21 protein-coding genes are annotated in these 24,362 nt (G+C 36.6%); 19 read left to right on the forward strand and 2 right to left on the reverse strand.

From position 1 onward, the window contains the following. Nucleotides 1-109 precede the first annotated feature (109 nt). The 15 genes from BLQ00_RS03130 (at nucleotide 110) to BLQ00_RS03200 (ending at nucleotide 14,090) form a co-directional block, all read left to right on the forward strand. Nucleotides 110-2,020, forward strand: a complete 1,911-nt coding sequence (locus BLQ00_RS03130; protein WP_093140386.1) for a choice-of-anchor B family protein — start codon at nucleotides 110-112, stop codon at nucleotides 2,018-2,020. A gap of 140 nt (nucleotides 2,021-2,160) precedes the next feature. Further along, nucleotides 2,161-3,570 carry a hypothetical protein gene (locus BLQ00_RS03135; RefSeq protein ID WP_093140389.1) on the forward strand — a complete coding sequence of 470 codons (1,410 nt, stop codon included), beginning with the start codon at nucleotides 2,161-2,163 and terminating at the stop codon, nucleotides 3,568-3,570. 49 nt (nucleotides 3,571-3,619) lie between these two features. Further along, a complete protein-coding gene (locus tag BLQ00_RS03140; protein WP_093140392.1) occupies nucleotides 3,620-4,405 on the forward strand; it encodes an MbnP family protein in 786 nt (261 codons plus the stop codon). 14 nt (nucleotides 4,406-4,419) lie between these two features. Then, a complete protein-coding gene (locus tag BLQ00_RS03145; protein WP_093140394.1) occupies nucleotides 4,420-5,484 on the forward strand; it encodes a cytochrome-c peroxidase in 1,065 nt (354 codons plus the stop codon). Between the two features lie 144 nt (nucleotides 5,485-5,628). Then, the gene (locus BLQ00_RS03150) at nucleotides 5,629-5,958 is read left to right on the forward strand and encodes a HesB/IscA family protein (protein ID WP_093140397.1); all 330 of its coding nucleotides are present in this window, start codon (nucleotides 5,629-5,631) and stop codon (nucleotides 5,956-5,958) included. A gap of 35 nt (nucleotides 5,959-5,993) precedes the next feature. Further along, complete coding sequence (sufB, locus tag BLQ00_RS03155; protein ID WP_093140400.1) at nucleotides 5,994-7,439, forward strand: Fe-S cluster assembly protein SufB; 1,446 nt, start codon at nucleotides 5,994-5,996, stop codon at nucleotides 7,437-7,439. Between the two features lie 50 nt (nucleotides 7,440-7,489). After that, nucleotides 7,490-7,891, forward strand: a complete 402-nt coding sequence (locus BLQ00_RS03160; RefSeq protein ID WP_093140403.1) for a hypothetical protein — start codon at nucleotides 7,490-7,492, stop codon at nucleotides 7,889-7,891. A 2-nt stretch (nucleotides 7,892-7,893) separates the two neighbouring features. After that, on the forward strand, nucleotides 7,894-8,649 hold the full coding sequence (gene sufC, locus BLQ00_RS03165; RefSeq protein WP_093140406.1) for a Fe-S cluster assembly ATPase SufC: 756 nt from the start codon (nucleotides 7,894-7,896) through the stop codon (nucleotides 8,647-8,649). A 49-nt stretch (nucleotides 8,650-8,698) separates the two neighbouring features. After that, nucleotides 8,699-10,012 (forward strand): Fe-S cluster assembly protein SufD, encoded by a 1,314-nt coding sequence (gene sufD / locus BLQ00_RS03170; RefSeq protein ID WP_093140409.1) that lies wholly within the window; start codon nucleotides 8,699-8,701, stop codon nucleotides 10,010-10,012. 66 nt (nucleotides 10,013-10,078) lie between these two features. Beyond that, on the forward strand, nucleotides 10,079-11,296 hold the full coding sequence (locus BLQ00_RS03175; RefSeq protein ID WP_093140412.1) for an aminotransferase class V-fold PLP-dependent enzyme: 1,218 nt from the start codon (nucleotides 10,079-10,081) through the stop codon (nucleotides 11,294-11,296). 11 nt (nucleotides 11,297-11,307) lie between these two features. Then, nucleotides 11,308-11,751, forward strand: coding sequence for an META domain-containing protein (locus BLQ00_RS03180; RefSeq protein WP_093140415.1), 444 nt, complete (start codon nucleotides 11,308-11,310; stop codon nucleotides 11,749-11,751). Between the two features lie 2 nt (nucleotides 11,752-11,753). After that, nucleotides 11,754-12,179, forward strand: a complete 426-nt coding sequence (locus tag BLQ00_RS03185) for a SufE family protein (RefSeq protein WP_093140418.1) — start codon at nucleotides 11,754-11,756, stop codon at nucleotides 12,177-12,179. Nucleotides 12,180-12,183: 4 nt separating this feature from the next. Further along, a complete protein-coding gene (locus tag BLQ00_RS03190) occupies nucleotides 12,184-12,510 on the forward strand; it encodes an SUF system Fe-S cluster assembly protein (protein ID WP_093140421.1) in 327 nt (108 codons plus the stop codon). Between the two features lie 51 nt (nucleotides 12,511-12,561). Further along, the gene (locus BLQ00_RS03195; RefSeq protein WP_093140424.1) at nucleotides 12,562-13,068 is read left to right on the forward strand and encodes a DUF2480 family protein; all 507 of its coding nucleotides are present in this window, start codon (nucleotides 12,562-12,564) and stop codon (nucleotides 13,066-13,068) included. 104 nt (nucleotides 13,069-13,172) lie between these two features. Continuing rightward, the gene (locus BLQ00_RS03200; RefSeq protein WP_093140427.1) at nucleotides 13,173-14,090 is read left to right on the forward strand and encodes a DUF3078 domain-containing protein; all 918 of its coding nucleotides are present in this window, start codon (nucleotides 13,173-13,175) and stop codon (nucleotides 14,088-14,090) included. Between the two features lie 84 nt (nucleotides 14,091-14,174). Here the strand turns inward: BLQ00_RS03200 and hflX are convergent, their stop codons facing one another. Continuing rightward, nucleotides 14,175-15,389 (reverse strand): GTPase HflX, encoded by a 1,215-nt coding sequence (hflX, locus tag BLQ00_RS03205; RefSeq protein ID WP_093140429.1) that lies wholly within the window; start codon nucleotides 15,387-15,389, stop codon nucleotides 14,175-14,177. A gap of 148 nt (nucleotides 15,390-15,537) precedes the next feature. Between hflX and BLQ00_RS03210 the strand changes: the two genes are divergently transcribed. The 4 genes from BLQ00_RS03210 to BLQ00_RS03225 all read left to right on the forward strand — a co-directional run bounded on the left by BLQ00_RS03210 (nucleotide 15,538) and on the right by BLQ00_RS03225 (nucleotide 22,519). Beyond that, a complete protein-coding gene (locus tag BLQ00_RS03210) occupies nucleotides 15,538-16,500 on the forward strand; it encodes an endonuclease/exonuclease/phosphatase family protein (protein WP_093140432.1) in 963 nt (320 codons plus the stop codon). 123 nt (nucleotides 16,501-16,623) lie between these two features. After that, nucleotides 16,624-19,650: a T9SS type B sorting domain-containing protein gene (locus BLQ00_RS03215; protein ID WP_093140435.1), complete on the forward strand. Its 3,027-nt coding sequence runs from the start codon at nucleotides 16,624-16,626 to the stop codon at nucleotides 19,648-19,650. Nucleotides 19,651-19,691: 41 nt separating this feature from the next. Continuing rightward, a complete protein-coding gene (locus tag BLQ00_RS03220; protein ID WP_093141890.1) occupies nucleotides 19,692-20,606 on the forward strand; it encodes a PorP/SprF family type IX secretion system membrane protein in 915 nt (304 codons plus the stop codon). A gap of 23 nt (nucleotides 20,607-20,629) precedes the next feature. After that, nucleotides 20,630-22,519: an OmpA family protein gene (locus BLQ00_RS03225; protein WP_093140438.1), complete on the forward strand. Its 1,890-nt coding sequence runs from the start codon at nucleotides 20,630-20,632 to the stop codon at nucleotides 22,517-22,519. Nucleotides 22,520-23,005: 486 nt separating this feature from the next. Here the strand turns inward: BLQ00_RS03225 and BLQ00_RS03230 are convergent, their stop codons facing one another. Next, nucleotides 23,006-24,361 carry a DUF5689 domain-containing protein gene (locus tag BLQ00_RS03230; protein ID WP_093140441.1) on the reverse strand — a complete coding sequence of 452 codons (1,356 nt, stop codon included), beginning with the start codon at nucleotides 24,359-24,361 and terminating at the stop codon, nucleotides 23,006-23,008. Between the last annotated feature and the right edge of the window lies 1 nt (nucleotide 24,362).

Raw genomic sequence — 24,362 nt, forward strand, 5'->3', positions numbered from 1 at the left:
ATTTTTTTAACAAAAAAATATGTTAAAGTCTAGGCAATTAGCTTAAAATCTATATAAATTAAGGTAAACTTGCAAATCTCAAACTCCTATCTCATATAAAAAATAACTCATGAAAAATTTATTACTCCCTGTTTTTCTTCTTTTTGCTGCTGTTTCTATGGCACAAACACCTTGTTCTGGAGGTACTGCAGGACCTTATCCTTGCAATGGCATCGATTTACAATCAAATATCTCGCTAGCCGATATGAATGCCAGTGATGGAAATGACTCTTGGGGTTGGGAAGACCCTGACACTGGAAAAGAATACGCCTTAATGGGACTAAATAACGGTACTGCCTTTATCGATATTTCGGACCCTATAAATCCTATTTATTTAGGAAAATTACCAACACATACCAACAATAGTATTTGGAGAGATGTTAAAGTATATAGCAACCATGCATACATTGTAAGTGAAGCAAATGGTCACGGAATGCAAGTTTTCGATTTAACAAGATTGAGAACAGTAACAAGTCCACCGCAAACATTTACTGAAGATGCACACTATAATGCTTTTGGCCATGCACACAATATTATTATTAATGAAGATACTGGATATGCGTATGCCATAGGTACTTCTACCTATAATGGAGGACCTCACTTCATAAACATTCAAGACCCTAAAAACCCAATAGCTGCTGGAGGTTTTGCTATAGACGATTATAGCCACGACGCACAAGTGGTTACGTATTGTGGACCAGATAGTGATTATACTGGTAGAGAAATATTAATTGGAAGTAACGTTTACGAACTTTCTATCGTAGACATTACCGACAAAGCCAACCCAATAAGCATTTCGACCTTATCGTACTCAAATGTTGGATACACTCACCAAGGTTGGTTTACAGAAGACCAACGCTTTTTTATTCTTGGTGATGAACTAGATGAACAAGATTTTGGATTTAACACAAGAACGTTAATTTTTGACCTTGACGACTTAGACAACCCTCAGTTTTCTTTTTCTTTTGAAGGAGCAACAGCTGCTATAGATCATAATGGTTATGTAAAAGGTACTAAATTTTATTTGTCAAATTACAGAGCTGGTCTTCGTATTTTTGATGTTTCAGACATTGCAAATCAAGGATTTACTGAAGAATCTTACTTTGACACATTCCCAAACAACAACAACGCTAGTTTCAACGGAGCTTGGAGCGTTTATCCTTACTTAAAAAGTGGAAACATTATTATTAGCGATATCGACAGAGGTTTCTTTTTAGTGCGTCCTAATACTGCAATAGACAATGTAAATCCTGTAGCAAGTTGCAAAAACGCTACTGTTTCTCTAAATGCAGACGGAATTGCTACCATTACTAGTGATGATATTAATGATGGTTCATCAGACAATAGTGGAACGACTTATTTTATCATTTGCAAACACACTTTTGATTGTTCAGAAATAGGAGAAAATACAGTCGAACTAGAAGTATATGATGCCTTTGGCAATAAAGATTATTGCACCGCTACAGTTACTGTTGTTGACGATATAGACCCTACTATAACTTGCCCTGCCGACTTCTCTGTTGGATTTGGCGGAGGAAGCTCTTATGTAGTTCCAAATTATATAGCAAATGGAACAGCTTCAGCAACCGATAATTGTGACTTTACTACAACGCAAACACCAGCTGTTGGAAGTGAATTAACCGATGGCGTATATCCAGTAACTATTACCGTTACAGATGCAAGCGGAAACGAAACCGCATGTACTTTCCAACTAACCGTAGATCACACTCTTTCTGTTAATAGCATTGCATTAGAAAACAGCCTTGCTATTTTCCCGAACCCTGCTTCAGATGTACTTACAATAGAATCTAAGGACCACACGATAACTGACATTGCAATTTTCGACCTTCTTGGGAAACAATTGTATTCTGAATCGAATATTAATTCAGAATACACCACTATTGATGTTTCTTCGTATGCGAAAGGAATGTATTTTGTTACCGTAAACAATAAACTAACAAAGAAGATTGTTAAAGAATAATAATTTTTCAGAAGAAAAACAGCCCTAAAAAGCAATATACAGCACTAATTTTTAACAAGGTACGTTAAGATTAGTGCTGTATAATTATTAAGTTTACATCCCCTTTCTACCATAAAAAGGAGTTTTTTAAATAAAAAGCTATGCTATTACGATCACAAAAAACGATTAAGTACTTCCTACTACTTATATCATTCGGTATTTTTATTTCCTGCGGAAAAGATGATCCAGAGCCGCAAACTACATCAGATGATGATCCAATTATAGAAGAACCTTTTACTGGTGAAATCGACTTTATAAAAACATACGGAGGAAGCAATGAAGACTTTGGAACTTCTATTATTCGCTCTAATGATGGTGGCTATATGGTTTTAGGATCCACAAAAAGTAGCGATGGAGATCTTGCTTCACGAACTGGCGACGATTTTGATTATTGGTTATTAAAATTAAATGCTTCTGGAGACATTGTTTGGAACAAAACATACGGAGGTTCTCAAGATGATACCGCAACAAACATAACACAAACTAGCGATGGTGGTTATGCATTAAGTGGCTACAGTAGAAGTAGTGATGGCGATGCAACTGAAAATGCAGGATTTCAAGACTTTTGGCTTGTGAAAATAAGCTCCGACGGAACCCTACAATGGCAAAAAAGTATTGGATTTTCAGGTTTAGATCAAGCTTTTAAAATGTTTGAAACTGCTGAAGGAAACTTTTTCGTGACAGGCTTTTTCGATGTCAGCGCTTGTGGCGTCAATCCGTGCCCAGGAGACGAGTTACTTCCAGGAAACCAAACTGTAGTTTCAAAAAACTCAAAACACGGTGTTGGTGAGTTCTGGGGAATTTTATTAGATTCCAATGGAGAAAAAATTTGGCGAAATTACTATGGTGGAACCAACAATGATAGAAGCTACGATGCGATACAAACAAGTGATGGCGGATTTCTACTAACAGGGTCTTCTGAAAGTGTTGATTTCGACATTACAGACGCTAAAGGATCGTACGACTTTTGGGCGGTTCGGATAAATGCTTCTGGAGAAATAATCTGGACCCGCTCTTTTGGAGGTTCTGAAATTGATGTGAGCTATGCGCTTACAAAAACACCCGATGGAAATTACATAATGGTGGGTGATTCTAGAAGTCAAGACCAAGATGTTACCGCTGCTTTTGGAAATGCAGATGCATGGGCCGTAAAGTTTGATGATAATGGATCAATTATTTGGCAAAAATCTTACGGAGGTTCTGGGTTTGATTCTGCAAGAAGTATCGCTCCTCTAGCAAATGGCGGCTATGTACTCTCTGGTTCTTCAAGAAGTAACGATAATGACTTAACAGGGAATTTAGGTGTTAATGATTTCTGGCTATTTACCATTGATGAAGAGGGAGAACTCACCTTTCAAACAAACAAAGGAGGAACCGATTTAGATTTCTCTTACAGCGCTGTTGAAACTTCAGACCTTAAATTAATTGGAGTTGGAGATACAGAAAGTAACGACATCGACATACCTTCAAATAGAGGTAGCAAAGACCTCCTTGTTATAAAAATTAAATAAGTACTACTCTAACATAGACCGTTATTAACTATTAATCCAATTAAAAAAAATGAAAAAATTTGCCCTATTTTTTGCAGCAGCAGTTAGTATAATTGCTGTAAGCTGTAAAAGCGATGACGATAGCACCCCAGAAGTAACCCCAGTAAGCGTTGATTTAAACTTTACTCACAATTGGGACGGAAGTAACATCGAAAATGCAGACTTTGAAACCACACAATATACCAATGCGAATGGAGAAGAATTGACACTCTCTAAAATTGTATATTTAATTTCTGACGTAACCTTTACCAATAGTGCTGGAGAAAGTTTTGACGCTGGAGATTACAATCTTGTTAATGTAAGGGAAGAAGACAACTTAACATTTACACCAGGTATTCAAATACCTCCAGGAGACTACACTGTATCATTTACGTTTGGTTTTGATGACGAAGACAATATTGATGCCGTTTATCCAGACTTAAACCAAACTCCTGAAGGTTCTTGGGGCGTACCAATGATGATGGGAGGTGGGTATCACTACATGCGCTTAGAAGGTCGCTTTTTAGACAATACATCTACAATAACTGGTTTCCAATACCACGCTATTAGAGCGAACGATCAAAGCACAACACCTGTTACTCTTCAAGACACTTCTATTCCTGTAACTTTAGGTCAGGTAACGATTGGAGACAACACAACCATTGAGGTTAAAATGAATGCTGCAGAATGGTTTAAAAACCCGAATCAGTGGGACTTAAATGCATTACCAGGAATGCTAATGCCAAATTTTGCTGCACAAATAATGATTTCTGAAAATGGTGCTTCTGTATTTAGCTTAGGTGCTGTAACACAATAATCAACAATAACTCAATGAGATATCTAGTAGTAGCGAGCATTCTAAGTTCATTTTTGTTTTTTTCTTGTTCTGAAAAAGATGACGGATACACGCCTACACCAGTATCTCTAGAAATACCGCAATTGTTTGGTCAATTGCTTCTCCCTCCTACAATTCCTTCAGATAATCCGTTAACGGCTGAAGGAATTGCATTGGGAAAAAAACTTTTTTACGACCCAATTCTTTCCGCAGATGGCACACAAGCTTGTGCTACTTGCCACGACCCGCAAGCTGCATTTTCGGACACAAGAAAATTTAGCATTGGGATTGATGGAATAGAAGGGACTCGAAACTCTATGCCGCTTTTTAATCTTGCATGGAATTCTAATCAAAATTTCTTTTGGGACGGCAGAGCAAACTCACTCGAAAATCAAGCGCTCGAACCTGTCGAAAACCCAATTGAAATGCACAATACTTGGGGAAATGCCACTGCTGAATTACAAGCTACAGCAAACTATCCCGAATTATTCTCAAAAGCATTTGGAACCGATGTCATTACAAAATCACTTGTTACAAAAGCCATTGCCCAATTTGAAATGACGTTAATTTCTGCCAACTCAAAATTTGACAAATATCTTTTAGGAGAAGCTACTTTAACAGAGTCTGAATCAAACGGTATCGCTGTTTTTATGGACGAAACAAGAGGTGATTGTTTTCATTGTCATGGCGATCCAAACAGTCCACTTTGGACAGATAACACCTTTCACAACAACGGCTTAGACGCAACTATTACAGATCTCGGACTAGGAGGCTTTTCAGGAGATCCGCGAGAATTTGGTCTTTTCAAATCCCCATCACTTCGGAATTTAGCCTATACCGCACCCTATATGCATGATGGTAGATTTCAAACTTTAGATGAAGTTATAAACCACTATAGCGAAGGGTTGGTTTATTCTGAAACTATCGATCCTTTAATGAAAAAAGTATCAGAAGGTGGCGTACACCTTACTGAAGAAGATAAAGCAGACTTAAAAGCGTTTTTACTAACCTTATCAGAGCCTGGTTTTCGGAACAATCCCGACTTTCAAAATCCAAACTAATCACCGTTTTTTGATCTAAAAAACAGACACCTTTCCAGTATCAATTAAACCTATATCGACATAAGTTTAAATTCTTTTGAGCGTATGGTTTAGAGTAGTTTTTACCGTATCTTTGCACCCTAATTTAGAATAAATCTACACTAAATGATAAAAGTAAGTGATACCGCAAAATCAAGAATTGCACATCTTATGGCCGAAGAAGGTTTTAATGTTGTTCAAGACTTTGTGCGTGTTGGCGTAAAAAGTGGTGGCTGCTCCGGCTTATCTTATGAGCTGAAATTTGATCACACACTTGGAGAAAACGACAAACTTTTTGAAGACAAAGACGTAAAAATTGCTGTGGACAAAAAGAGCTTTTTATACCTAGTTGGTACAACACTAGAATACAGTGGTGGCCTTAACGGAAAAGGATTTGTTTTTAATAACCCGAACGCAAATAGAACTTGTGGTTGTGGGGAAAGTTTTTCACTATAAATTCAAAGTACCTTTTTGAATTTAGAATCTAGCATATGAAGTACACTGAAGACGATTTAAAAAAAGAATTAGAAACCAAAGAATACGAATATGGTTTCTACACTGACATAGACTCAGATACATTCCCTATTGGGTTGGATGAAAATATTGTTCGCGCTATTTCAAAAAAGAAAGAAGAGCCACAATGGATGACAGATTGGAGACTTGAAGCTTTCCGTCATTGGAAAGAAATGGTAGAACCAGAATGGGCTAATGTTCATTACCAAAAACCAGATTTTCAAGCCATCTCTTACTATTCAGCACCAAATAAAAAACCTAAGTACGATAGTTTAGACGAGGTCGATCCCGAATTATTGGACACCTTCAAACGACTTGGAATTTCATTAGACGAACAAAAAAAGTTAGCAGGAGTTGCAGTTGATATTGTAATGGATTCTGTTTCAGTAGCAACCACCTTCAAAAAGACCTTGGCTGAAAAAGGAATTATTTTCTGTTCTATTTCAGAAGCGATTAAAGAGCATCCTGAATTAGTAAAAAAATATATTGGTTCGGTAGTTCCGCAGAGAGACAACTTTTATGCAGCCTTAAACAGTGCTGTATTTAGTGACGGTTCTTTTTGTTACATTCCGAAAGGAGTTCGTTGCCCAATGGAACTTTCTACCTATTTCCGTATCAACCAAGCAGGAACAGGTCAGTTTGAGCGTACTTTAGTCATTGCAGACGAAGGAAGTTACGTAAGTTACCTTGAAGGTTGTACGGCGCCAAGTAGAGATGAAAATCAATTACACGCAGCCGTTGTAGAGCTAGTTGCTTTAGACGATGCTGAAATAAAATACTCGACCGTACAAAACTGGTATCCTGGTGGAAAAGACGGTAAAGGTGGTGTTTTCAACTTTGTAACCAAAAGAGGTATTTGCGAAAAGAACGCAAAAATTTCTTGGACGCAAGTGGAAACAGGAAGTGCTGTCACTTGGAAATACCCAAGTTGTATTTTAAAAGGAGACAATTCTATTGGCGAATTTTATTCAATAGCCGTAACCAATAACTACCAACAAGCAGATACTGGAACGAAAATGGTTCACTTAGGGAAAAACACCCGAAGTACTATTATTTCGAAAGGGATCTCTGCGGGTAAATCACAAAATAGCTACCGAGGTTTGGTAAAAATAAGTCCGAACGCAGACAACGCCCGTAACTTTTCACAATGTGATTCGTTATTGATGGGAAATAGCTGTGGCGCACATACTTTTCCATATATCGAAGTTAAAAATAAAACAGCTCAAATAGAACACGAAGCAACCACCAGTAAAATTGGGGAAGACCAAATTTTCTATTGCAACCAAAGAGGAATTAATACTGAAAAAGCAATTGCATTAATTGTAAACGGCTTTAGCAAAGAAGTATTAAACAAGCTTCCTATGGAATTTGCTGTGGAAGCACAAAAATTATTAGAAATAAGCCTTGAAGGATCAGTAGGATAATTGCTATCCCTTCTGAAAGGTTTTTAATAACAACAAAAATTGTATTACAAATGAAAAAAATCATTTTGCTAGTTGCCGTTTTTACACTCGTTATTTCTTGTAAAAACACAGAAGAGAAACAAACTGAAGCTACCGAAGTTTCAACTGAAACGGAAGCAGCTTTTAAAACATTTAAAGGAGAATTTTTGTACATGGCAGATGCCGCAGTACTTAAAGGGGATAATTTCATCTACGGTGTTGCCTTAGACGAAACCTCAAAAAACCTTGCCGATAAAGTAGCTCCAGTAAAAAAAGATCCATTCGACATGGTAGAAGTGTACGTTCGTGGAACGCTACAAAACAAACCTGACGGTGCAGAAGGCTGGGATGAAATACTTACCATTAAAGAAATTATAAGCATAAGCGACACCCCTGCTGAAGCTGATATTAAAATTGAAGAAAAGAAATCATAATCATGTTAGAGATAAAAGATTTACACGCCGGCGTAGCAGATAAAGACATTTTAAAAGGAATTAACATTTCTGTTAAAGCAGGAGAGGTACACGCTATTATGGGTCCGAACGGATCTGGAAAAAGTACATTAGCTTCTGTAATAACTGGTAAAGAAGAATTTGAAGTTACCAAAGGTGAATTGCTTTTTGAAGGAGAAGATATTTCAGAATTAGACCCTGAAGAAAGAGCTCATAAAGGCCTTTTTCTATCGTTTCAATATCCTGTTGAGATTCCTGGAGTGAGTGTAACAAACTTCATTAAAACAGCTATTAACGAAAATAGAAAAGCAAAAGGACTGGAAGATATGCCAGCTTCAGAAATGCTTAAGATGATTAAAGAAAAAGCCGATTTATTAGAAATTGATCGTAAATTTTTATCGCGTTCGTTAAACGAGAGTTTTTCAGGAGGAGAGAAAAAGAGAAACGAGATCTTTCAAATGGCAATGCTTGAACCAAAGCTAGCGATATTAGACGAAACAGATTCTGGACTTGACATCGATGCCCTTAAAATTGTTGCAAACGGTGTTAACAAACTAAAAAGCAAAGACAACGCAGTAATCGTAATTACGCATTACCAACGTTTGTTAGACTATATCGTTCCAGATTATGTACACGTACTTTTAAATGGAAAAATAGTAAAATCTGGAACCAAAGAACTCGCTTACGAGTTAGAAGAAAGAGGATACGACTGGATTAAAGAAGAAGTTAAATTAGCGTAAGCACCAAACTTCCGAAAGGAATTTGATGTCACGTAAATATTGAATTAAAATGGGACTAAAAGATAAATTACTTTCCTCATACATTGCCCTAGAAGATCATTTAGAAGATGATTCACCGCTGCATGAATTAAGAAGCAAGGCAATCAAAACCTTTGAGGCAAAGGGTTTCCCAACTAAAAAAGAGGAAGCTTGGAAATATACTTCCCTAAATTCGTTGTTAAAAACGGACTATAGTATTTTTCCGAAGCAAGAAAACGCCATAGAATTTAAAGACGTAAAAAAATACTTTTTACATGAGATCGATACCTACAAAATTGTATTTATCGATGGTGTTTACAATTCCTTTCTTTCTGAAACTACGCACGATAAATTAGATGTTTGTTTACTTTCATCTGCTTTAAATAAATCGAAGTATAAACCAATTATTGAAGCGTACTTCAATAAAGTTGCTAAAGATGACAGCTTAACATCTTTAAATACAGCTTTTGCAAAAGAAGGCGCTTACATTCGTATTCCGAAAAACAAAGAAGTAGAAAAGCCGATTGAAATTTTAAACTTCTCTACAGGGAATGAAGGTGCAGTTTTATTACAACCTCGTAATTTAATTGTGGTAGAAGAAAACGCACATGTTCAGATTATTGAGCGTCACCAAAGTTTGTCAGAAAACGCTGTGTTTACAAATTCAGTAACTGAAATTTTTGCTGAAAAAAGAGCGTATGTAGATTTTTATAAAATTCAGAACGACGGCCCTTCAGCCTCTTTAATAGATAACACCTATATCTCGCAAGATCGTGATAGTAACTGTAAAGTACACACTTTTGCTTTTGGTGGAAAGTTAATTCGAAATAACTTGAATTTTTACCAAAATGGAGAACATTGCGATTCTACGTTAAAAGGAATTACGATTCTTGAAAACAAACAACACGTAGATCACAACACACTGGTACATCATATTGCACCAAATTGTGAGAGTCACCAAGATTACAAAGGTATTTTTGGCGATGCTTCTACAGGTGTTTTTAATGGTAAGATTGTAGTTGAAAAAGACGCTCAAAAAACGGATGCTTTTCAGCAAAACAACAACATTTTAGTAGACGACAAAGCGACAATTAACGCAAAGCCGCAATTAGAAATTTTTGCAGATGACGTAAAATGTTCGCACGGTTGTACTATTGGTCAATTAGACGAAGAAGCTTTATTCTACCTACGTTCTCGTGGAATTGCTAAGAAAGAAGCTCGTGCTTTACTAATGTACGCATTCGCTAATACTGTTTTGGAAAGTGTAAAAATTCCAGAATTAAAGGGCCGTATTAACAAGTTAATCGCCAAAAAAATTGGTGTTAATTTAGGGTTCAACGTATAAAAACGTCCTTTATTTAAACGTATTTATTCCTTTAGAAATAGGAAAAACTGTTATTAAATCACACACATGGTTTTTGATGTTCAAAAAATAAGAGCCGATTTTCCAATCCTAAAACGTACGGTAAATGGGCACCCATTAGTCTATTTAGACAATGCCGCAACATCGCAAAAACCGCAAGTTGTCATTGATGCTATTGTAGACTATTACAGCAATTACAACTCGAACATACATCGTGGTGTGCACACGCTTTCGCAAGAGGCAACCGATGCGTATGAGACGGCACGACAAAAGCTTCAGAAGCATTTCAACATACAACACGCACACGAAGTCATTTTTACAGCGGGTACCACACACGGAATCAATCTCGTTGCCAATGGATTTTCAGAAATACTAAAAAAAGGGGATGAAATAATTGTTTCGGCATTAGAGCATCACTCTAATATTGTGCCATGGCAAATGCTTTGTGAACGCACAGGCGCTATTTTGAAAGTAATCCCAATGGATGTTGATGGGACTTTAATTTTTTCAGAATACGAAAAACTACTTTCAGAAAAAACCAAGCTCGTTTTTGTAAATCACGTATCTAATGCTTTAGGAACGATTAATCCTATTGAGAAAATCATTGAAAAAGCCCATGAAAAAGGTGCTGCCGTTTTAATTGATGGTGCACAGGCTTGTTCGCACATAAAACCAGACCTTCAAAAATTAGAGGTCGACTTTTACGTTGCTTCTGCACATAAAATGTGTGGTCCTACCGGCGTTGGCGTATTATACATGAAGGAATCTTGGGGCAAAACACTTCCACCCTACCAAGGGGGAGGCGAAATGATTAAAGAAGTAACTTTTGCCAAAACTACCTATGCCGATATGCCGCATAAGTTTGAGGCTGGAACTCCAAATATTTGCGGAGGTATTGCTTTTGGCGTTGCGATTGATTATCTTAACCGAATCAGTTTCAGTGCTATTGAAACGTATGAAGATTCATTACTAGCCTACGCAACAGAACAATTGTCGGCTATTGAAGGACTTACAATTTATGGAACAGGAGCTGCTAAAACAGGGGTTGTATCGTTTAATATTGATGGCATTCATCCATACGACATTGGTACTATTATTGATAAATTAGGAATAGCAGTTAGAACTGGACATCATTGTGCGCAACCCATCATGGATTTTTATAAAATTCCAGGAACGGTTCGTGCTTCGTTTGCGTTTTACAACACATTTGAAGAAATTGATGTTTTGGTTGCCGCTGTAATTAAAGCAAAACAAATGCTTACTTAAAAATCGATACTATGAAACAGTTTGCAATTTTCAACATTATCATCCTTTCATTATTAGCCAGTGGCTGTAATTCTACCAAAAACAAAATAGGAGCTGCCGCAGTGTCAGACCTAGAGGGTAGTTTTACCGTTACTGAATCTGAAGAAACCACCTCTAAAGCAGAAACGATTACATTTACACTTTCACCTAAAAAGAAAACAATTAAGGGAACTACTGGTTGTAATTCTTTCTTCGGAAGGTTTGAAATTGATGTATATGCTATCAACTTTTTGGAAATAGCAGCTTCAGAAAGATATTGTTCTGAGCCTATTATGGATGCTGAACGATTATTTTTAAACGCACTGCGTCAAACAGGGTCGTACGCTATTAAAAATGGGACCCTATTATTGTATTCTAAAACTGATAGAAGTGTCGTTTTGAAGGCCGTAAAAGATCAAAACACAGAAGTAAATTAAGTATGACGATTGAAGCAATACAAGAAGAGTTAATTGACGAATTTTCCATGTTTGACGACTGGATGCAACGTTACGAGTATATGATTGACCTCGGAAAATCATTGCCTATTATAGATGAAAACTTAAAAACAGACGACAAGCTAATTAAAGGGTGTCAGTCTAAAGTATGGCTAAATGCTGAATTAAAAGATGATAAAGTTGTCTTTACAGCCGATAGCGACGCTATTATTACCAAAGGTATTATTGCCATTTTAATTAGATCGTTCTCAGGCCAAACACCAGAAGCAATTCTGAGTGCAAATACCGATTTTATTGATGAAATTGGATTAAAAGAACATCTCTCACCAACTCGAGCTAATGGATTGGTATCTATGATTAAGCAACTCAAATTGTACGCACTTGCTTATCAAACACAATTAAAGAATTAGAATTATGACAACTGAAGAAATAGACACTACCGAATTGGGTGAAAAAATAGTGAAGGTTTTAAAAACTATTTTTGATCCTGAAATTCCTGTAGATATATACGAACTCGGACTTATATACGACGTTTTTGTAAATGAAGATTACGAGGTGAAAATACTAATGACACTTACCACTCCAAACTGTCCGGTAGCAGAAACATTACCTGTTGAAGTGGAAGACAAAGTGAAATCTATAAAATCGGTAAAAGACGCTGAAGTAGAAATTACCTTCGATCCGCCTTGGACACAAGACTTAATGAGTGAAGAAGCGAAACTAGAATTAGGAATGCTTTAAGCGTTTTTAAACGGAACCGTAACTTTTATAAACACCTCTATTTTTTTTACAATGCAAGAAGAAATTATAAACCGTGTTGCCAACAGCAAACTTGCTACGTTGGATTTGGAAGATTTCTATCCTTCAGGGCAGCGTATTGCTATTGATATTTCACAATGGCTTTACGAAGGGTTTGTTTTGCGTGAAAAAGACTTTAGAGCCGCAACAAACGAACATGATTGGTCACAGTACCAAGATTGCTATGTCGCATTACATTGTAAAACGGATGCTATCGTTCCAGGATGGGCATATATGCTTCTTTCATTAGCCTTGGCTCCGTATGCTAAAAAAACGGTGGTTGGTGATTTAGAACTCTTAGAAAGTATTCTTTTTTCAGAAATCATAGAAAACTTACCCTTAGACAGTTATAAAAACAAGCCTGTTATTATTAAAGGTTGCGCTCACAAACCCATTCCTCAAAATGCATTTGTTCTTCTTTCACAGCGCCTTCAACCTATCGCAAAGAGTATTATGTACGGAGAAGCGTGTTCTTCAGTACCACTTTATAAGAAAAAATAGGCTTTTAGTCGGTATTCAACGTCCTTAATCGAAACCCATTTTTTTTATTCTTCGGAATGTATAAAGAACATTTATTTTTGCACAAAACTTTAATAATTTATAAAATGAAAAAACTTTTAGTACTTACTGCACTTTTTATAACTCCTTTGTTTATGATGGCGCAAGATGCTGAAGAAACAGAAGCACCTAAAGACGGATGGCATAAAGCGGGTAATATTTCTTTATTATTCAATCAAGCTGCCTTTAACCACGAATGGACTGGTGGTGGTTCTTCTAATTACTCTGCTAATTTAGGGTTAACTTATGATGCAAATTACCGTAAAGGGAAACTTACATGGGATAACCGCATTATGGCCGACTACGGAATAAGTAGAATTAGAGACGATGAGTACACTCGTAAAACGAATGACCGTTTAGAATTAAACTCTATTGTTGGTAAACAACTGAATGAGTCTTTATGGTACTTTTCTTACTTTTTAAACTTTAAAACTCAGTTTGCCTCAGGATATACATATGGTACTGATGCTGAAAATAATGTAACTAGAGATGAAACTACTAAATTTTTATCTCCAGGATATTTACAAACAGGTCCGGGCATGTTGTGGAAGAAAAATGACAACCTTAAAGTAAACATTGCACCAGCAACAGCACGTTTAATATTTGTGGCTAGCGAATTTACAGATGTTGGAAATGATCCCTTAGCAATTGCAGCTTTTAACGAATCTCCTTACTTTGGAGTTGAAGCAAACGAAACAACTCGTTTTGAATTTGGTGCTTCTGTTTCTGCCTATGCAAAAATTAATTTGATGGAAAACATCGCAATGGAAAATGTATTAAGTTTATTCTCTAACTACCTTGAAGATCCTCAAAACGTAGATATTGATTACACAATGAACTTAGTAATGTCTGTAAACAAGTGGATAACTGCGAACGCAACATTCCAAGCTATTTATGATGACAACGCCGTTAAAGGTTTCCAAATCCGAGAAGGATTAGGGATTGGAGTAACGTACGGTTTCTAAAAACAAACAACCTTCACTATTCATAAAAAAGTCGTTTCCAATACTTAGGAAACGACTTTTTTTTTATTCTTCTTCTAAACTTTTTTATTCTTCTTCTGAATGGTATTCAGGATACAAGAAACTGTTGTAAGGAAAACGTGTGGTATGTATTTCTCTTACTTTCTCGTAAACTACTTTTCTGAAATCTTCAAAATTTTCTTTATGCAGTGCTGAAATAAATACTGCATCTCCGTCCATTTTATTCATCCATGTTTTTTTCCAGTCTGAAAGTGTGTAATGCGCCGTCGTCCTTTCGGTTACTAAATCGTCGTCATCGATGGTTTCAGATTTATACGCATCAATCTTATTGAAAACCATTAACATGGGTTTGTCAGAACTTCCAATTTCATCTAAAATTTTGTTTACGGAAGCAATGTGATCTTCAAAAGAAGCATGCGAAATATCTACAATATGCAACAGCAAATCAGATTCTCGAACCTCATCTAAGGTTCCTTTAAAAGACTCTACCAATTGTGTTGGCAGCTTTCTAATAAATCCAACCGTATCGGTTAATAAAAATGGAAGATTTCCAATTACCACTTTACGAACTGTGGTATCTAAGGTTGCAAAAAGCTTGTTTTCGGCAAACACATCACTTTTACTAATCACATTCATTAAGGTAGATTTCCCAACATTGGTATACCCTACTAATGCAACACGAACTAAAGACCCACGATTTCCTCGCTGTACTTCCATTTGTCGGTCAATTTTCGCTAGTTTCTTTTTAAGTAATGAAATACGATCACGCACAATACGTCTATCTGTTTCAATTTCGGTTTCACCAGGACCACGCATTCCAATACCTCCACGTTGTCGCTCTAAGTGAGTCCACATTCCAGACAGTCGAGGAAGTAAATATTGGTATTGTGCCAATTCAACTTGTGTACGTGCATAACTAGTTTGTGCACGTTGTGCAAAAATGTCTAGAATCAGATTGGTCCGGTCAATGATTTTACAATCTAAAATCTTTTGAATATTTTTTTGTTGTCCAGGCGAAAGTTCATCATCAAAAACAACAGTGTCGATTGCATTGGCTTCAACATAAGCGCGCACCTCTTCCATCTTACCAGTTCCTATAAATGTTTTAGGATTCGGCATTTCCATTTTTTGCGAAAAGCGTTTTAAAACCTCTCCTCCAGCTGTAAAAGCCAAAAACTCAAGTTCATCTAAATACTCTTTCGATTTCTCTTCATCTTGATGCTGCGTAATTACTCCAATTAGAATAAATTTTTCATACGCTATGTTTAATTCTTCTATCATAAATAAAATTATTTAACAAAGGTACAAAACACATCGTTAGAGATTTTTGTATTTTAGCTAAACTCTTATTAAGGAACATATAAATTTTTACACATTAAAGTTAATAAAATAGAGAAAACTCCCCTAACTTTACAATAATACCCTATTGATGCTTGAACCTTCAACGGAAAAAACAAATCAGTACACATTTGCGTTTTATAATCTTGAAAATTTATTTGACACAAAAGACGACCCTGAAAAACTAGATGATGATTTCACCAAAGACGCCGATCGGAAATGGAATGATAAACGCTTCAGAAAAAAAATTAGAAATTTAGGAGATACCATTCATCAAATTGGATATCAAGATATTTTACACCCTCCTGTGGTTATTGGTGTTGCTGAAGTTGAAAACCGATATGTTTTACAAGAACTAGTAGCTTCAGAAGCACTAAAACATAAAGGGTACGAATTTGTACATTTTGATTCGCCCGATGAAAGAGGAATAGACACCGCGTTACTTTTCCGAAGAGATTATTTTAAAGTGATTGAAAAGGAAGCCGTTACATTAGACCTAAGAAACGAAATTGGAGAAAGAGATTTTACACGTGATATCTTGCATGTAACAGGAATTTTAGAAAATCATCCGGTACATATTTTAGTAAATCATTGGCCTTCCAGACGTTCAGGATCTGAAACTACAGCGCACAAACGACTCGCAGCTGCCCAAAAAAACATTGAAATAACCACAAAAATAAAAGCAAATAATCCTGAAGCTCGAATTATCATTATGGGCGATTTTAATGATGACCCAACAAGCGATAGTATTCAGCACTTGGTAGGAACAGCATTGTATAATCCTATGGAATTGTTGCTTACTAAATATGAAGGAAGCTTAAATTATAGAGGAAATTGGAATTTGTTTGATCAAATTATCATGTCCACTAATTTTTTACAACAACACGGGAACAATTTCCGGTTTATAGAATCAAAAATTTTTAACCCAAAATCACTTACAGAATACGAAGGTAGAAACAAAGGAAATCCATTTAGAACATTTATAGGGAAAAAATATTTAGGAGGAATGAGCGATCATTTTCCCGTTTATAGCACTTTTACAATAAAAAAATAAGAGTGTTAATAAAATGGTAATTAATCCGAAATTTCTTACTTTACATCTAAAAATTTAAGGATGCATTTAATACTGCATATAATTGTATATTTTTAAAATTATTTAACCACCAATTTAAACCTCATGATAAAAACAATACCCCAAGATGTGTCGCTTGGTATTTCTAACTTGCGTTCATTTTATTCAAAACACACCTTAACAGGTTTTTTCCTGTTTTTCTTTTTGTGTGTCGCTCCTTCTGCCTTTTCTCAAGGAGGAACTTGTGCAGAAATAGAACCTTTTTGCGCAGGAAACGAAGCTTTTATATTTGCTAATTGTAATGAAGATGAACCTAGCTGTACGTTAGCAGCAGAGCCAGGTCCTGATTATGGATGCTTAATTCAGCAGCCCTATCCTGCTTGGTTTTATTTACAAATTGACGAAGCTGGAAGTTTAGACTTCGAGATTGTTCAAAACACTGAATTTGATGTTAACGGAAATCCAATCGGTACGGGCTTAGACGTAGATTTTATCGCTTGGGGGCCTTTTGCTCAAGGAGATGATTTATGTGATTACAGTCAATTGCAAAGTTTTAATGAAATAGGATGTAGTTATTCTATTCAACCTGTCGAAACATTTAGTATTCCTAATGCCCAAGCGGGAGAAATTTATGTGTTAGTCATTACCAACTATGACGAATCTGCTGGATTCATCAAATTAGGTCAAACAGGAGGAACAGGCTCTACAAATTGTGACATTGTATTAGAATGTAGTGTAACTATTGACGGCGGTGACCAATCGTATTGTGATGTTGACGAAGTAACCTTAACCACCTCTACCACAGGTCCGGTTCAATCTTACCAATGGTACTTAAACAATACAATTTTAACGGGTGAAACTTCTGAAACCTTAACTGTTAGTGAAACGGGAGATTATAAAGTTTCCATCGACGGAACAGATTGTGATACTACGGAAGAAGACGAAGTAACCGTTACATTTCTTGAACTACCTTGTAATATCTCGGTTTGTACTTCAATCGATTTTGAAGAAGACTTCGGAACAGGTACAGAACGTGTTTGTTTAGATCCTAACGTTTCTTCATCTACCTATATCTGTAACGATACTACTCAAATTGAAGACGGACAGTATTGTATTTATAACACTTCTACCGGTTTAAACACAGGCTGGCATGTTGGCATGGAAGATCATACTGAAGGTGATGTAGATGGAAGAATGCTCTTTGTAAATGCAGCTTTTGATCCAGGAGAATTTTACAGAAGATCTATCATTTTAACTGAAAACGAAAACTTTTCATTCAATGCTTGGATTACTACTGTGTACGACACCGACACAAACATTTGTGGAGGAAACTCAATTCCTGCAAACGTATTATTCAGAATAGAAGACCCAAGTGGAGCTCTAATTGCTGAAACCAATACAGGTGACATTCCAAATGGACCTGACCCAAACTGGTTACAATTTTCAATTACATTTAATACCGGTGCAAATACCGAAATTCAATTGGTACTTATCAACAACTCTATTGGAGGCTGCGGAAATGACCTAGCAATAGACGATATTACACTAACGAAAGAAGGGGAATCACCAACCATTGAAACACCGCCAGATTTAACGGAATGTAATGCTAGCGGAACAGGAACAGCTATTTTCGATCTTGAGAGTCAGATCCCGACGATCTTAAATGGACAAAACCCTGCCGATTTCAACATCACATTCCACTTAACACAAGGTACAGCCGAATTAAACCAAAATGCAATTGCAACTCCAGGCGCTTATGAAAATACGAGCAATCCGGAAGCAATTTATGTACGTGTAGAAAAGGCAAGCGAACCAACTTGTTTTAGTGTGGTTTCATTCAATTTGAATATTGCAGAAGAATTAGTCCTAACGACCGATTTACCAGACACGATTGAACTATGTTCAACGGATCCATTCCCTGCACTAGACGCAACGGTAACCAATACCGGAATTGACATCACACTCGCTACATACCTTTGGACGGACACTTCTGGAACAACTGTTTCAACAGATCCAATTTTCACGCCAACAGCAGCTGGAGTATATACGGTAGTAGTTACTTATACACCAAGTTGTAGTGAAGAAACCTTTACAGTAGAAGTAATTGTTTACGATCCAGCAACTATTGATTTAGGTGCCGACCAAGTGATTTGTGAAGGAACTGAGTTCCAAATTGTACCCACTATTACAGGAAATACCACCGGAATTACATACCTATGGAGTCCTGGCGGACAAACATCACCAACGATAACAGTAACCGAAGCTGGAACGTATTCTGTAGAAATTACCACCAACGGACTTTGTTCAGCAACAGATAGTGTTACCATTGCCGTGACAGAAAGTCCAATCGTTGAATTAGGCGAAGGATTTGAAACTTGTTTTGAAGAAGCTACTATATTAGACGCTTCCCCTTCAAACTACGATCCTGCAACAGCAACCTACCAATGGATGCTTGATGGTGTGGTTATTCCTTCGGAAATAAATGCAACGATAGATGTTACATTATATGGATATGGAACCTATTCAGTGACAGTAACGGCTGATGGTTGTACTGGAGAAGATTCAGTAACGGTTTCGCCACGAAGTGATCTTATAGTAAGCATTGGAGACGGTTTTAACACATGTCCAGACGAACCTCAGACATTAACCGCAACGACTGATGAAACGGATGTAACATACCAATGGTTTTTAAACGGAACTCCTATCACAAACGAAACAAGCAGTACTTTAAATTTCGAAGTTCCTGCAGGATCCATAGGAGCTCAAAATTACTCGGTAGTGATTACAAAAGGAGATTGTTCTGGAACAGCAGCTGCTGATATCACATTATACGATATCGATAATTGTACCATTACGCAAGGAATATCACCAAACAATGATGGGTACAACGATGCATTAGACCTTACTTTTTTACAAGAGCGTGTTGGAATAGACAAACTTCAAATATTTAATAGGTACGGTACCTTAGTGTTTGAACAAAGTAATTACAGCAATGAATGGTTTGGTCAAACCAATGAAGGTGACGAGCTTCCATCAGGAACGTATTACTATGTAATTAACCTGTTAGGAAACGATGCTGTTTACGGACCGCAAGCATCTGGTTTTATATATATTAACAGAGAAACCAAGTAATGATGAGCACTAAAACTTTTTCAACCTCCAAAAAGACAGAAATGAAAAAACTATATATACTAACGTGCTTACTTGGATTTCTTTTTTTCCAAGACACACACGCACAACAAGACCCGCAATACACCCAATACATGTATAACATGAACGTGGTGAACCCTGCATATTCAGGATCTAAAGAAGGACTTTCAGTTACTGCTTTGTACAGAAATCAATGGTCTGGCTTTGATGATGCTCCTGTCACTTTTACCTTTTCGGCACACACGCCTATTAGTGATAAAGTAGGTTTAGGACTTTCAGCAATAAAAGATGAACTAGGACCTATAAGTGAAACCAATGTGTTTGCAGATTTCTCGTACACACTTCAACTAGGAGCGAAAACAAAACTTGCCTTAGGACTTAAAGGAGGATTTACGTTTCACGATGTAGGATTAATAGATTTAGAACTACAAGATGAAAACGATCCCTTTTTCAGTCAAGATATAAACAACACCTACCCTAATATTGGTGCGGGTGCCTTTTTATATGGCGATAAGTTTTACATAGGATTGTCTGTACCAAACATGCTAAAATCTGTTCACTTAGATGAAAGTGGAATTCAATACGGTTCAGAAACAAACCATTTCTTCGCAACTGCAGGATATGTTTTTCAAATGTCTGAAAATTTCAAGTTGAAACCTTCTGTAATGCTTAAATCAGCGTTTGACGCTCCCTTATCATACGACATAAACGTAAACGGATTGTTTTACGAGCGTTTTGAGCTTGGGGCTTCGTATCGTTTAGACGATTCGTTTAGTGGTCTTGTAGGCTTTCAGGTAACACCTAATATACGTGTTGGATACGCTTACGATAGTGTTACCTCCGATATTAAAACAGTAGCAAAATCATCTCACGAAGTTATCGTAACGTTCGACTTACTATTTAAGAAACGTACGTTACGTTCACCTAGATACTTCTAATAACTAATTCAATTTCATTCAAAATGAAAAAAATATATACAATTCTTTTGCTTATTGTGGTAAGTACCTCCATAGCAACCGCCCAAAATAGTAAAACTAAAAAAGCCGATCAGTTATACGACCGTTTGGCATATACAGATGCTGCTGAAGCCTATCAAAAGCTATTGAAAAAAGGAGAAGGTAGCAAATACGTTTTTGAGCGTTTGGCCAATAGCTATTACTACATTAACGATACTAAAAAAGCCGAACCTTATTACAAACGTGTGGTAAAAGGGAAAAAAGTAGCGCCTGAGCTTATGTACAACTATGCACAATGTTTAAAAGCAAATGGTAAAATAGGCGATTACAACACATGGATGCAGAAATTTGCAGAAGAGAAACCAGCAGATTCGCGGGCAGTAGAATTCATGAAAAACCCGAACTACGTTCCACAAATGATTGAAGCATTCGCATTATTTGAAGCAAAAAATCTTGCCGACATTAATTCAGAGTATTCAGAATTTGGAGGACTTTTAGTTGGGAAAGACTTTTACTTTTCTTCTGCTAGAAACACGTCTCGTAAAAAATACGACTGGAACGAACAACCTTTCTTAGATGTTTACAAAGCAGAAATGGTAGGAACAACTATCAAAAATGCGACACTATTAGGAGGAGATGTAAATACAAAATACCACGAAGGAAATGTGACAGTAACTGCAGACGGAAAACGCATGTATTTTGATCGTAACGATTATTTTAAAGGAAAATTTGAGAAAAACGAAGACGGCGTAAATCAGATCAATATTTATTATACTGAAAAAATTGATGGCAACTGGAAAGGCGTATTCTCTGTTCCTTTTAATAATTCTGAATATTCTGTTGGACATCCAGCCTTAAGTCCAGACGGTAACACACTTTATTTTGTAAGTGATATGCCAGGCGGAAAAGGAGATTCAGATATTTACAAAGTGTCTATTGACACTAAAGGGAATTTTGGAAAACCAGAACGTCTTGGAGACAACATCAATACAGAAGGAAAAGAAGTTTTTCCGTACGTAGATAGCAATGGTGCATTATACTTTTCGAGCAACGGTCATCAAGGTTTAGGAGGCTTAGATGGGTTTTATGCAGAAGCAAACGGAAGTAACTTTAAAGACCCTATCAACTTAGGAAATGGTGCAAATAGCGTGGCAGACGATTTTGCCTTTAACTACAATCCAAATACAAAAACAGGCTTTATGTCGTCTAACAGAAAAGGCGGAAAAGGAAGTGATGATATTTATATGATTTCGGCTATTGAAGCTCCTTGTGTTGTAACCATAAATTCTCAAGTGCTAAACGAATACACCAAAGGACCTATTTCGGGAGCACGCGTTGATTTATACGATACTTCAGAAAATAAATTAAGCACTAAAACAACCGATGCTAACGGAAAAGTATCTTTTGAAGTTGAATGCGATAAAGCGTATGTTGTGCAAGCTGTTGCTACCGACTACGAAAGCAACGCTGTAACTACCAAAGAAGCAAATAAGACGACCATAACAACTACGGTTGCACTAAAACCAATCGAAGAAATTATCGCGGACGGCAAAGTGATATTGAATCCAATCTTTTTTGACTACAATAAGCACAATATTAAATCGCAAGCAGCTTTCGAATTAGATAAGCTAGTATCAATTATGAAAAAGTATCCTGAGATGGTTATTAAAGCGGAAAGCCACACCGATAATAGAGGTAAAGATGCTTATAATTTAAACCTTTCGGAAAGACGTGCACAAGCTACGGTACAGTACGTTATTTCAAAAGGAATTGCTGCAAGTAGAATTACAGGTCAAGGATTTGGTGAAAGCAAACCAATAAACAACTGTGGTGATAATTGTTCTGAAAAACAACATCAAGAAAATCGTAGATCAGAATTTATCATCGTAAAGTAAATTTCCCCTATACTAACTTCACACCAACCTAACTTAAGGCCCTTATTCTTCTGAATAGGGGCTTTTTATTTTCTAATCATATAACGCTGTTATAAAGCTTCAGAAGGGATTATTTTCTTCGGAAAGGCATATCTCGTCCCGCACCTTATTTTGAGTTGATACCGAAAGCCATATCGCAATCTCGTATGTTTCCGAAGCAGTACTAAAAACTAACTATTGTTCATAAAGATTCACGCTTTATAAAAGCACGCCAGTGTATTTTTTCTTCGGAAGGTATATCGTTGCAAACCTTATGTTGAAATACTATCAAAAAAAACATGTCGCGATCTTGTATGTTTCCGAAGTAATAAAAAAACTACTACAATTAATAGAGAAGGATTTCGCTTTACTAAAGCACGCCAATGCAGTTCTCAACCGCACTCGAACAGCCATAAAACAAAAAAGGCTCCCTTTCGGAAGCCTTTTTTAAAATTTTATAGTTTGAAACTAGTTTGTATCGAAGCTAATGTTGTCAATTTGATAGGTCGTTGTAATACCACCATCTGCACCAGCATATTTAAAACCGATAAACACTTCTTGACCAATATAAGCTGATAAATCTAAATCGCCTGACGATGTAAAGTTAGCAGCATATCCGCTTGTGTTTCCAGTAGAAATTGTCGCGTTTAAGTCGGTCCAAGTAGCTGTGGTAACATCTCCTGAAAAATCAGTAGACACTAATACAGTTAGTGCTTCACCATTGTTGTATCCATCTTTTGTTCCAAAGTTGATTGATGCTGCAGAATTTCCAGCAGGAATAGTAAACCCTGGTGTAACTAACCAAGCATCTAAAGGATCTTCACCAGAACCAAATGCTGTAATTTGCGCATATTTATTGTTGCTAAATTCTCTAGCTTCGTATCTTTCTTCACCACCATTTACATTAACATTTGTCCAACCTGGCAGGTCGATATACTCTCCGTTACCTGTTACTGCAAGCCCTTCGAAATTTTCTTCGAACAATGCTTGTGCACAACGATCACCTTCCATGTTCACATCATCTGTATCTCTAATAAATGTTTGGTAGTCGCTATTGAAAATACTCAATACTGCGGTTAACGTACCATTACCTTCTGGTAATAATTTGTTTTTAAATGTAGAGTAACCACTATTTCTTAAAATAACTTGGTTTTCTTCACAGTCTTCAACCACTCTATTCACACTGAAGTTATTGTCGATGTTTGCGTATGATTGTCCAGCTAGGCTTGAAGGAAATTGTACATTTTCGAATTGTACCAAAGTATTTAATCTAGATTCGTTTTGAGCTTGCTCCATTGTAATTACTGTGGGAACTAAAGTTGCTGTTTCAGTAGAACGCAATACTCTTTCTTCAAATTCAGCAATACTAATTCTCCCTACATCAGATCCATCTTGAATTCCTAAGGTTGGTAATCCTGCGTATTCTCCAATAAATAGTCCATCTACACGAATGTACACTTTTCTTCCTGGCTCAAATCTAGTGTATAAATCTTGTGCTTCCGTTGAAATAGATAATCCAGCGGTTGGGTTTTCAGGAAGATCTTGAATGACCAATTGCTTGTAAAAATTTCCTGTTTCATCGCTAGAAATAACATAAGCTTCGATGTACAATGGATCTGTAGATCCTGCACCTGCTTCAATTAATACCGGTTCAAAACCTTGATAAGTTCCTTTTACTGCAGCAATGTCAAAATTAACGTCAACATTTGGTTCTTCAACATTGATTTCAGGAATGTCGTAATCGTCTCCTTTTACACAAGAAACTAAGATCGATCCTACAATGAAGAGGATGCTTAAAAATTTGATGTTCTTAAAATTTTTCATA

Origin of the sequence: Ulvibacter litoralis (genome assembly GCF_900102055.1) — a bacterium.
GTDB lineage: Bacteria > Bacteroidota > Bacteroidia > Flavobacteriales > Flavobacteriaceae > Ulvibacter > Ulvibacter litoralis.

Bases quoted from the DNA above. Each gene is read 5' to 3' on its own strand.
- BLQ00_RS03225 (WP_093140438.1), top strand. From the start codon at position 20,630: ATGAAAAAAATATATACAATTCTTTTGCTTATTGTGGTAAGTACCTCC.
- BLQ00_RS03185 (WP_093140418.1), top strand. From the start codon at position 11,754: ATGACGATTGAAGCAATACAAGAAGAGTTAATTGACGAATTTTCCATG.
- BLQ00_RS03220 (WP_093141890.1), top strand. From the start codon at position 19,692: ATGAAAAAACTATATATACTAACGTGCTTACTTGGATTTCTTTTTTTC.
- BLQ00_RS03195 (WP_093140424.1), top strand. From the start codon at position 12,562: ATGCAAGAAGAAATTATAAACCGTGTTGCCAACAGCAAACTTGCTACG.
- BLQ00_RS03190 (WP_093140421.1), top strand. From the start codon at position 12,184: ATGACAACTGAAGAAATAGACACTACCGAATTGGGTGAAAAAATAGTG.
- BLQ00_RS03160 (WP_093140403.1), top strand. From the start codon at position 7,490: ATGAAAAAAATCATTTTGCTAGTTGCCGTTTTTACACTCGTTATTTCT.
- BLQ00_RS03200 (WP_093140427.1), top strand. From the start codon at position 13,173: ATGAAAAAACTTTTAGTACTTACTGCACTTTTTATAACTCCTTTGTTT.
- BLQ00_RS03215 (WP_093140435.1), top strand. From the start codon at position 16,624: ATGATAAAAACAATACCCCAAGATGTGTCGCTTGGTATTTCTAACTTG.
- BLQ00_RS03150 (WP_093140397.1), top strand. From the start codon at position 5,629: ATGATAAAAGTAAGTGATACCGCAAAATCAAGAATTGCACATCTTATG.
- BLQ00_RS03180 (WP_093140415.1), top strand. From the start codon at position 11,308: ATGAAACAGTTTGCAATTTTCAACATTATCATCCTTTCATTATTAGCC.
- BLQ00_RS03140 (WP_093140392.1), top strand. From the start codon at position 3,620: ATGAAAAAATTTGCCCTATTTTTTGCAGCAGCAGTTAGTATAATTGCT.
- BLQ00_RS03210 (WP_093140432.1), top strand. From the start codon at position 15,538: ATGCTTGAACCTTCAACGGAAAAAACAAATCAGTACACATTTGCGTTT.
- BLQ00_RS03175 (WP_093140412.1), top strand. From the start codon at position 10,079: ATGGTTTTTGATGTTCAAAAAATAAGAGCCGATTTTCCAATCCTAAAA.
- sufB (WP_093140400.1), top strand. From the start codon at position 5,994: ATGAAGTACACTGAAGACGATTTAAAAAAAGAATTAGAAACCAAAGAA.
- hflX (WP_093140429.1), bottom strand. From the start codon at position 15,389: ATGATAGAAGAATTAAACATAGCGTATGAAAAATTTATTCTAATTGGA.
- BLQ00_RS03130 (WP_093140386.1), top strand. From the start codon at position 110: ATGAAAAATTTATTACTCCCTGTTTTTCTTCTTTTTGCTGCTGTTTCT.
- sufD (WP_093140409.1), top strand. From the start codon at position 8,699: ATGGGACTAAAAGATAAATTACTTTCCTCATACATTGCCCTAGAAGAT.
- BLQ00_RS03145 (WP_093140394.1), top strand. From the start codon at position 4,420: ATGAGATATCTAGTAGTAGCGAGCATTCTAAGTTCATTTTTGTTTTTT.
- BLQ00_RS03135 (WP_093140389.1), top strand. From the start codon at position 2,161: ATGCTATTACGATCACAAAAAACGATTAAGTACTTCCTACTACTTATA.
- sufC (WP_093140406.1), top strand. From the start codon at position 7,894: ATGTTAGAGATAAAAGATTTACACGCCGGCGTAGCAGATAAAGACATT.
- BLQ00_RS03230 (WP_093140441.1), bottom strand. From the start codon at position 24,361: ATGAAAAATTTTAAGAACATCAAATTTTTAAGCATCCTCTTCATTGTA.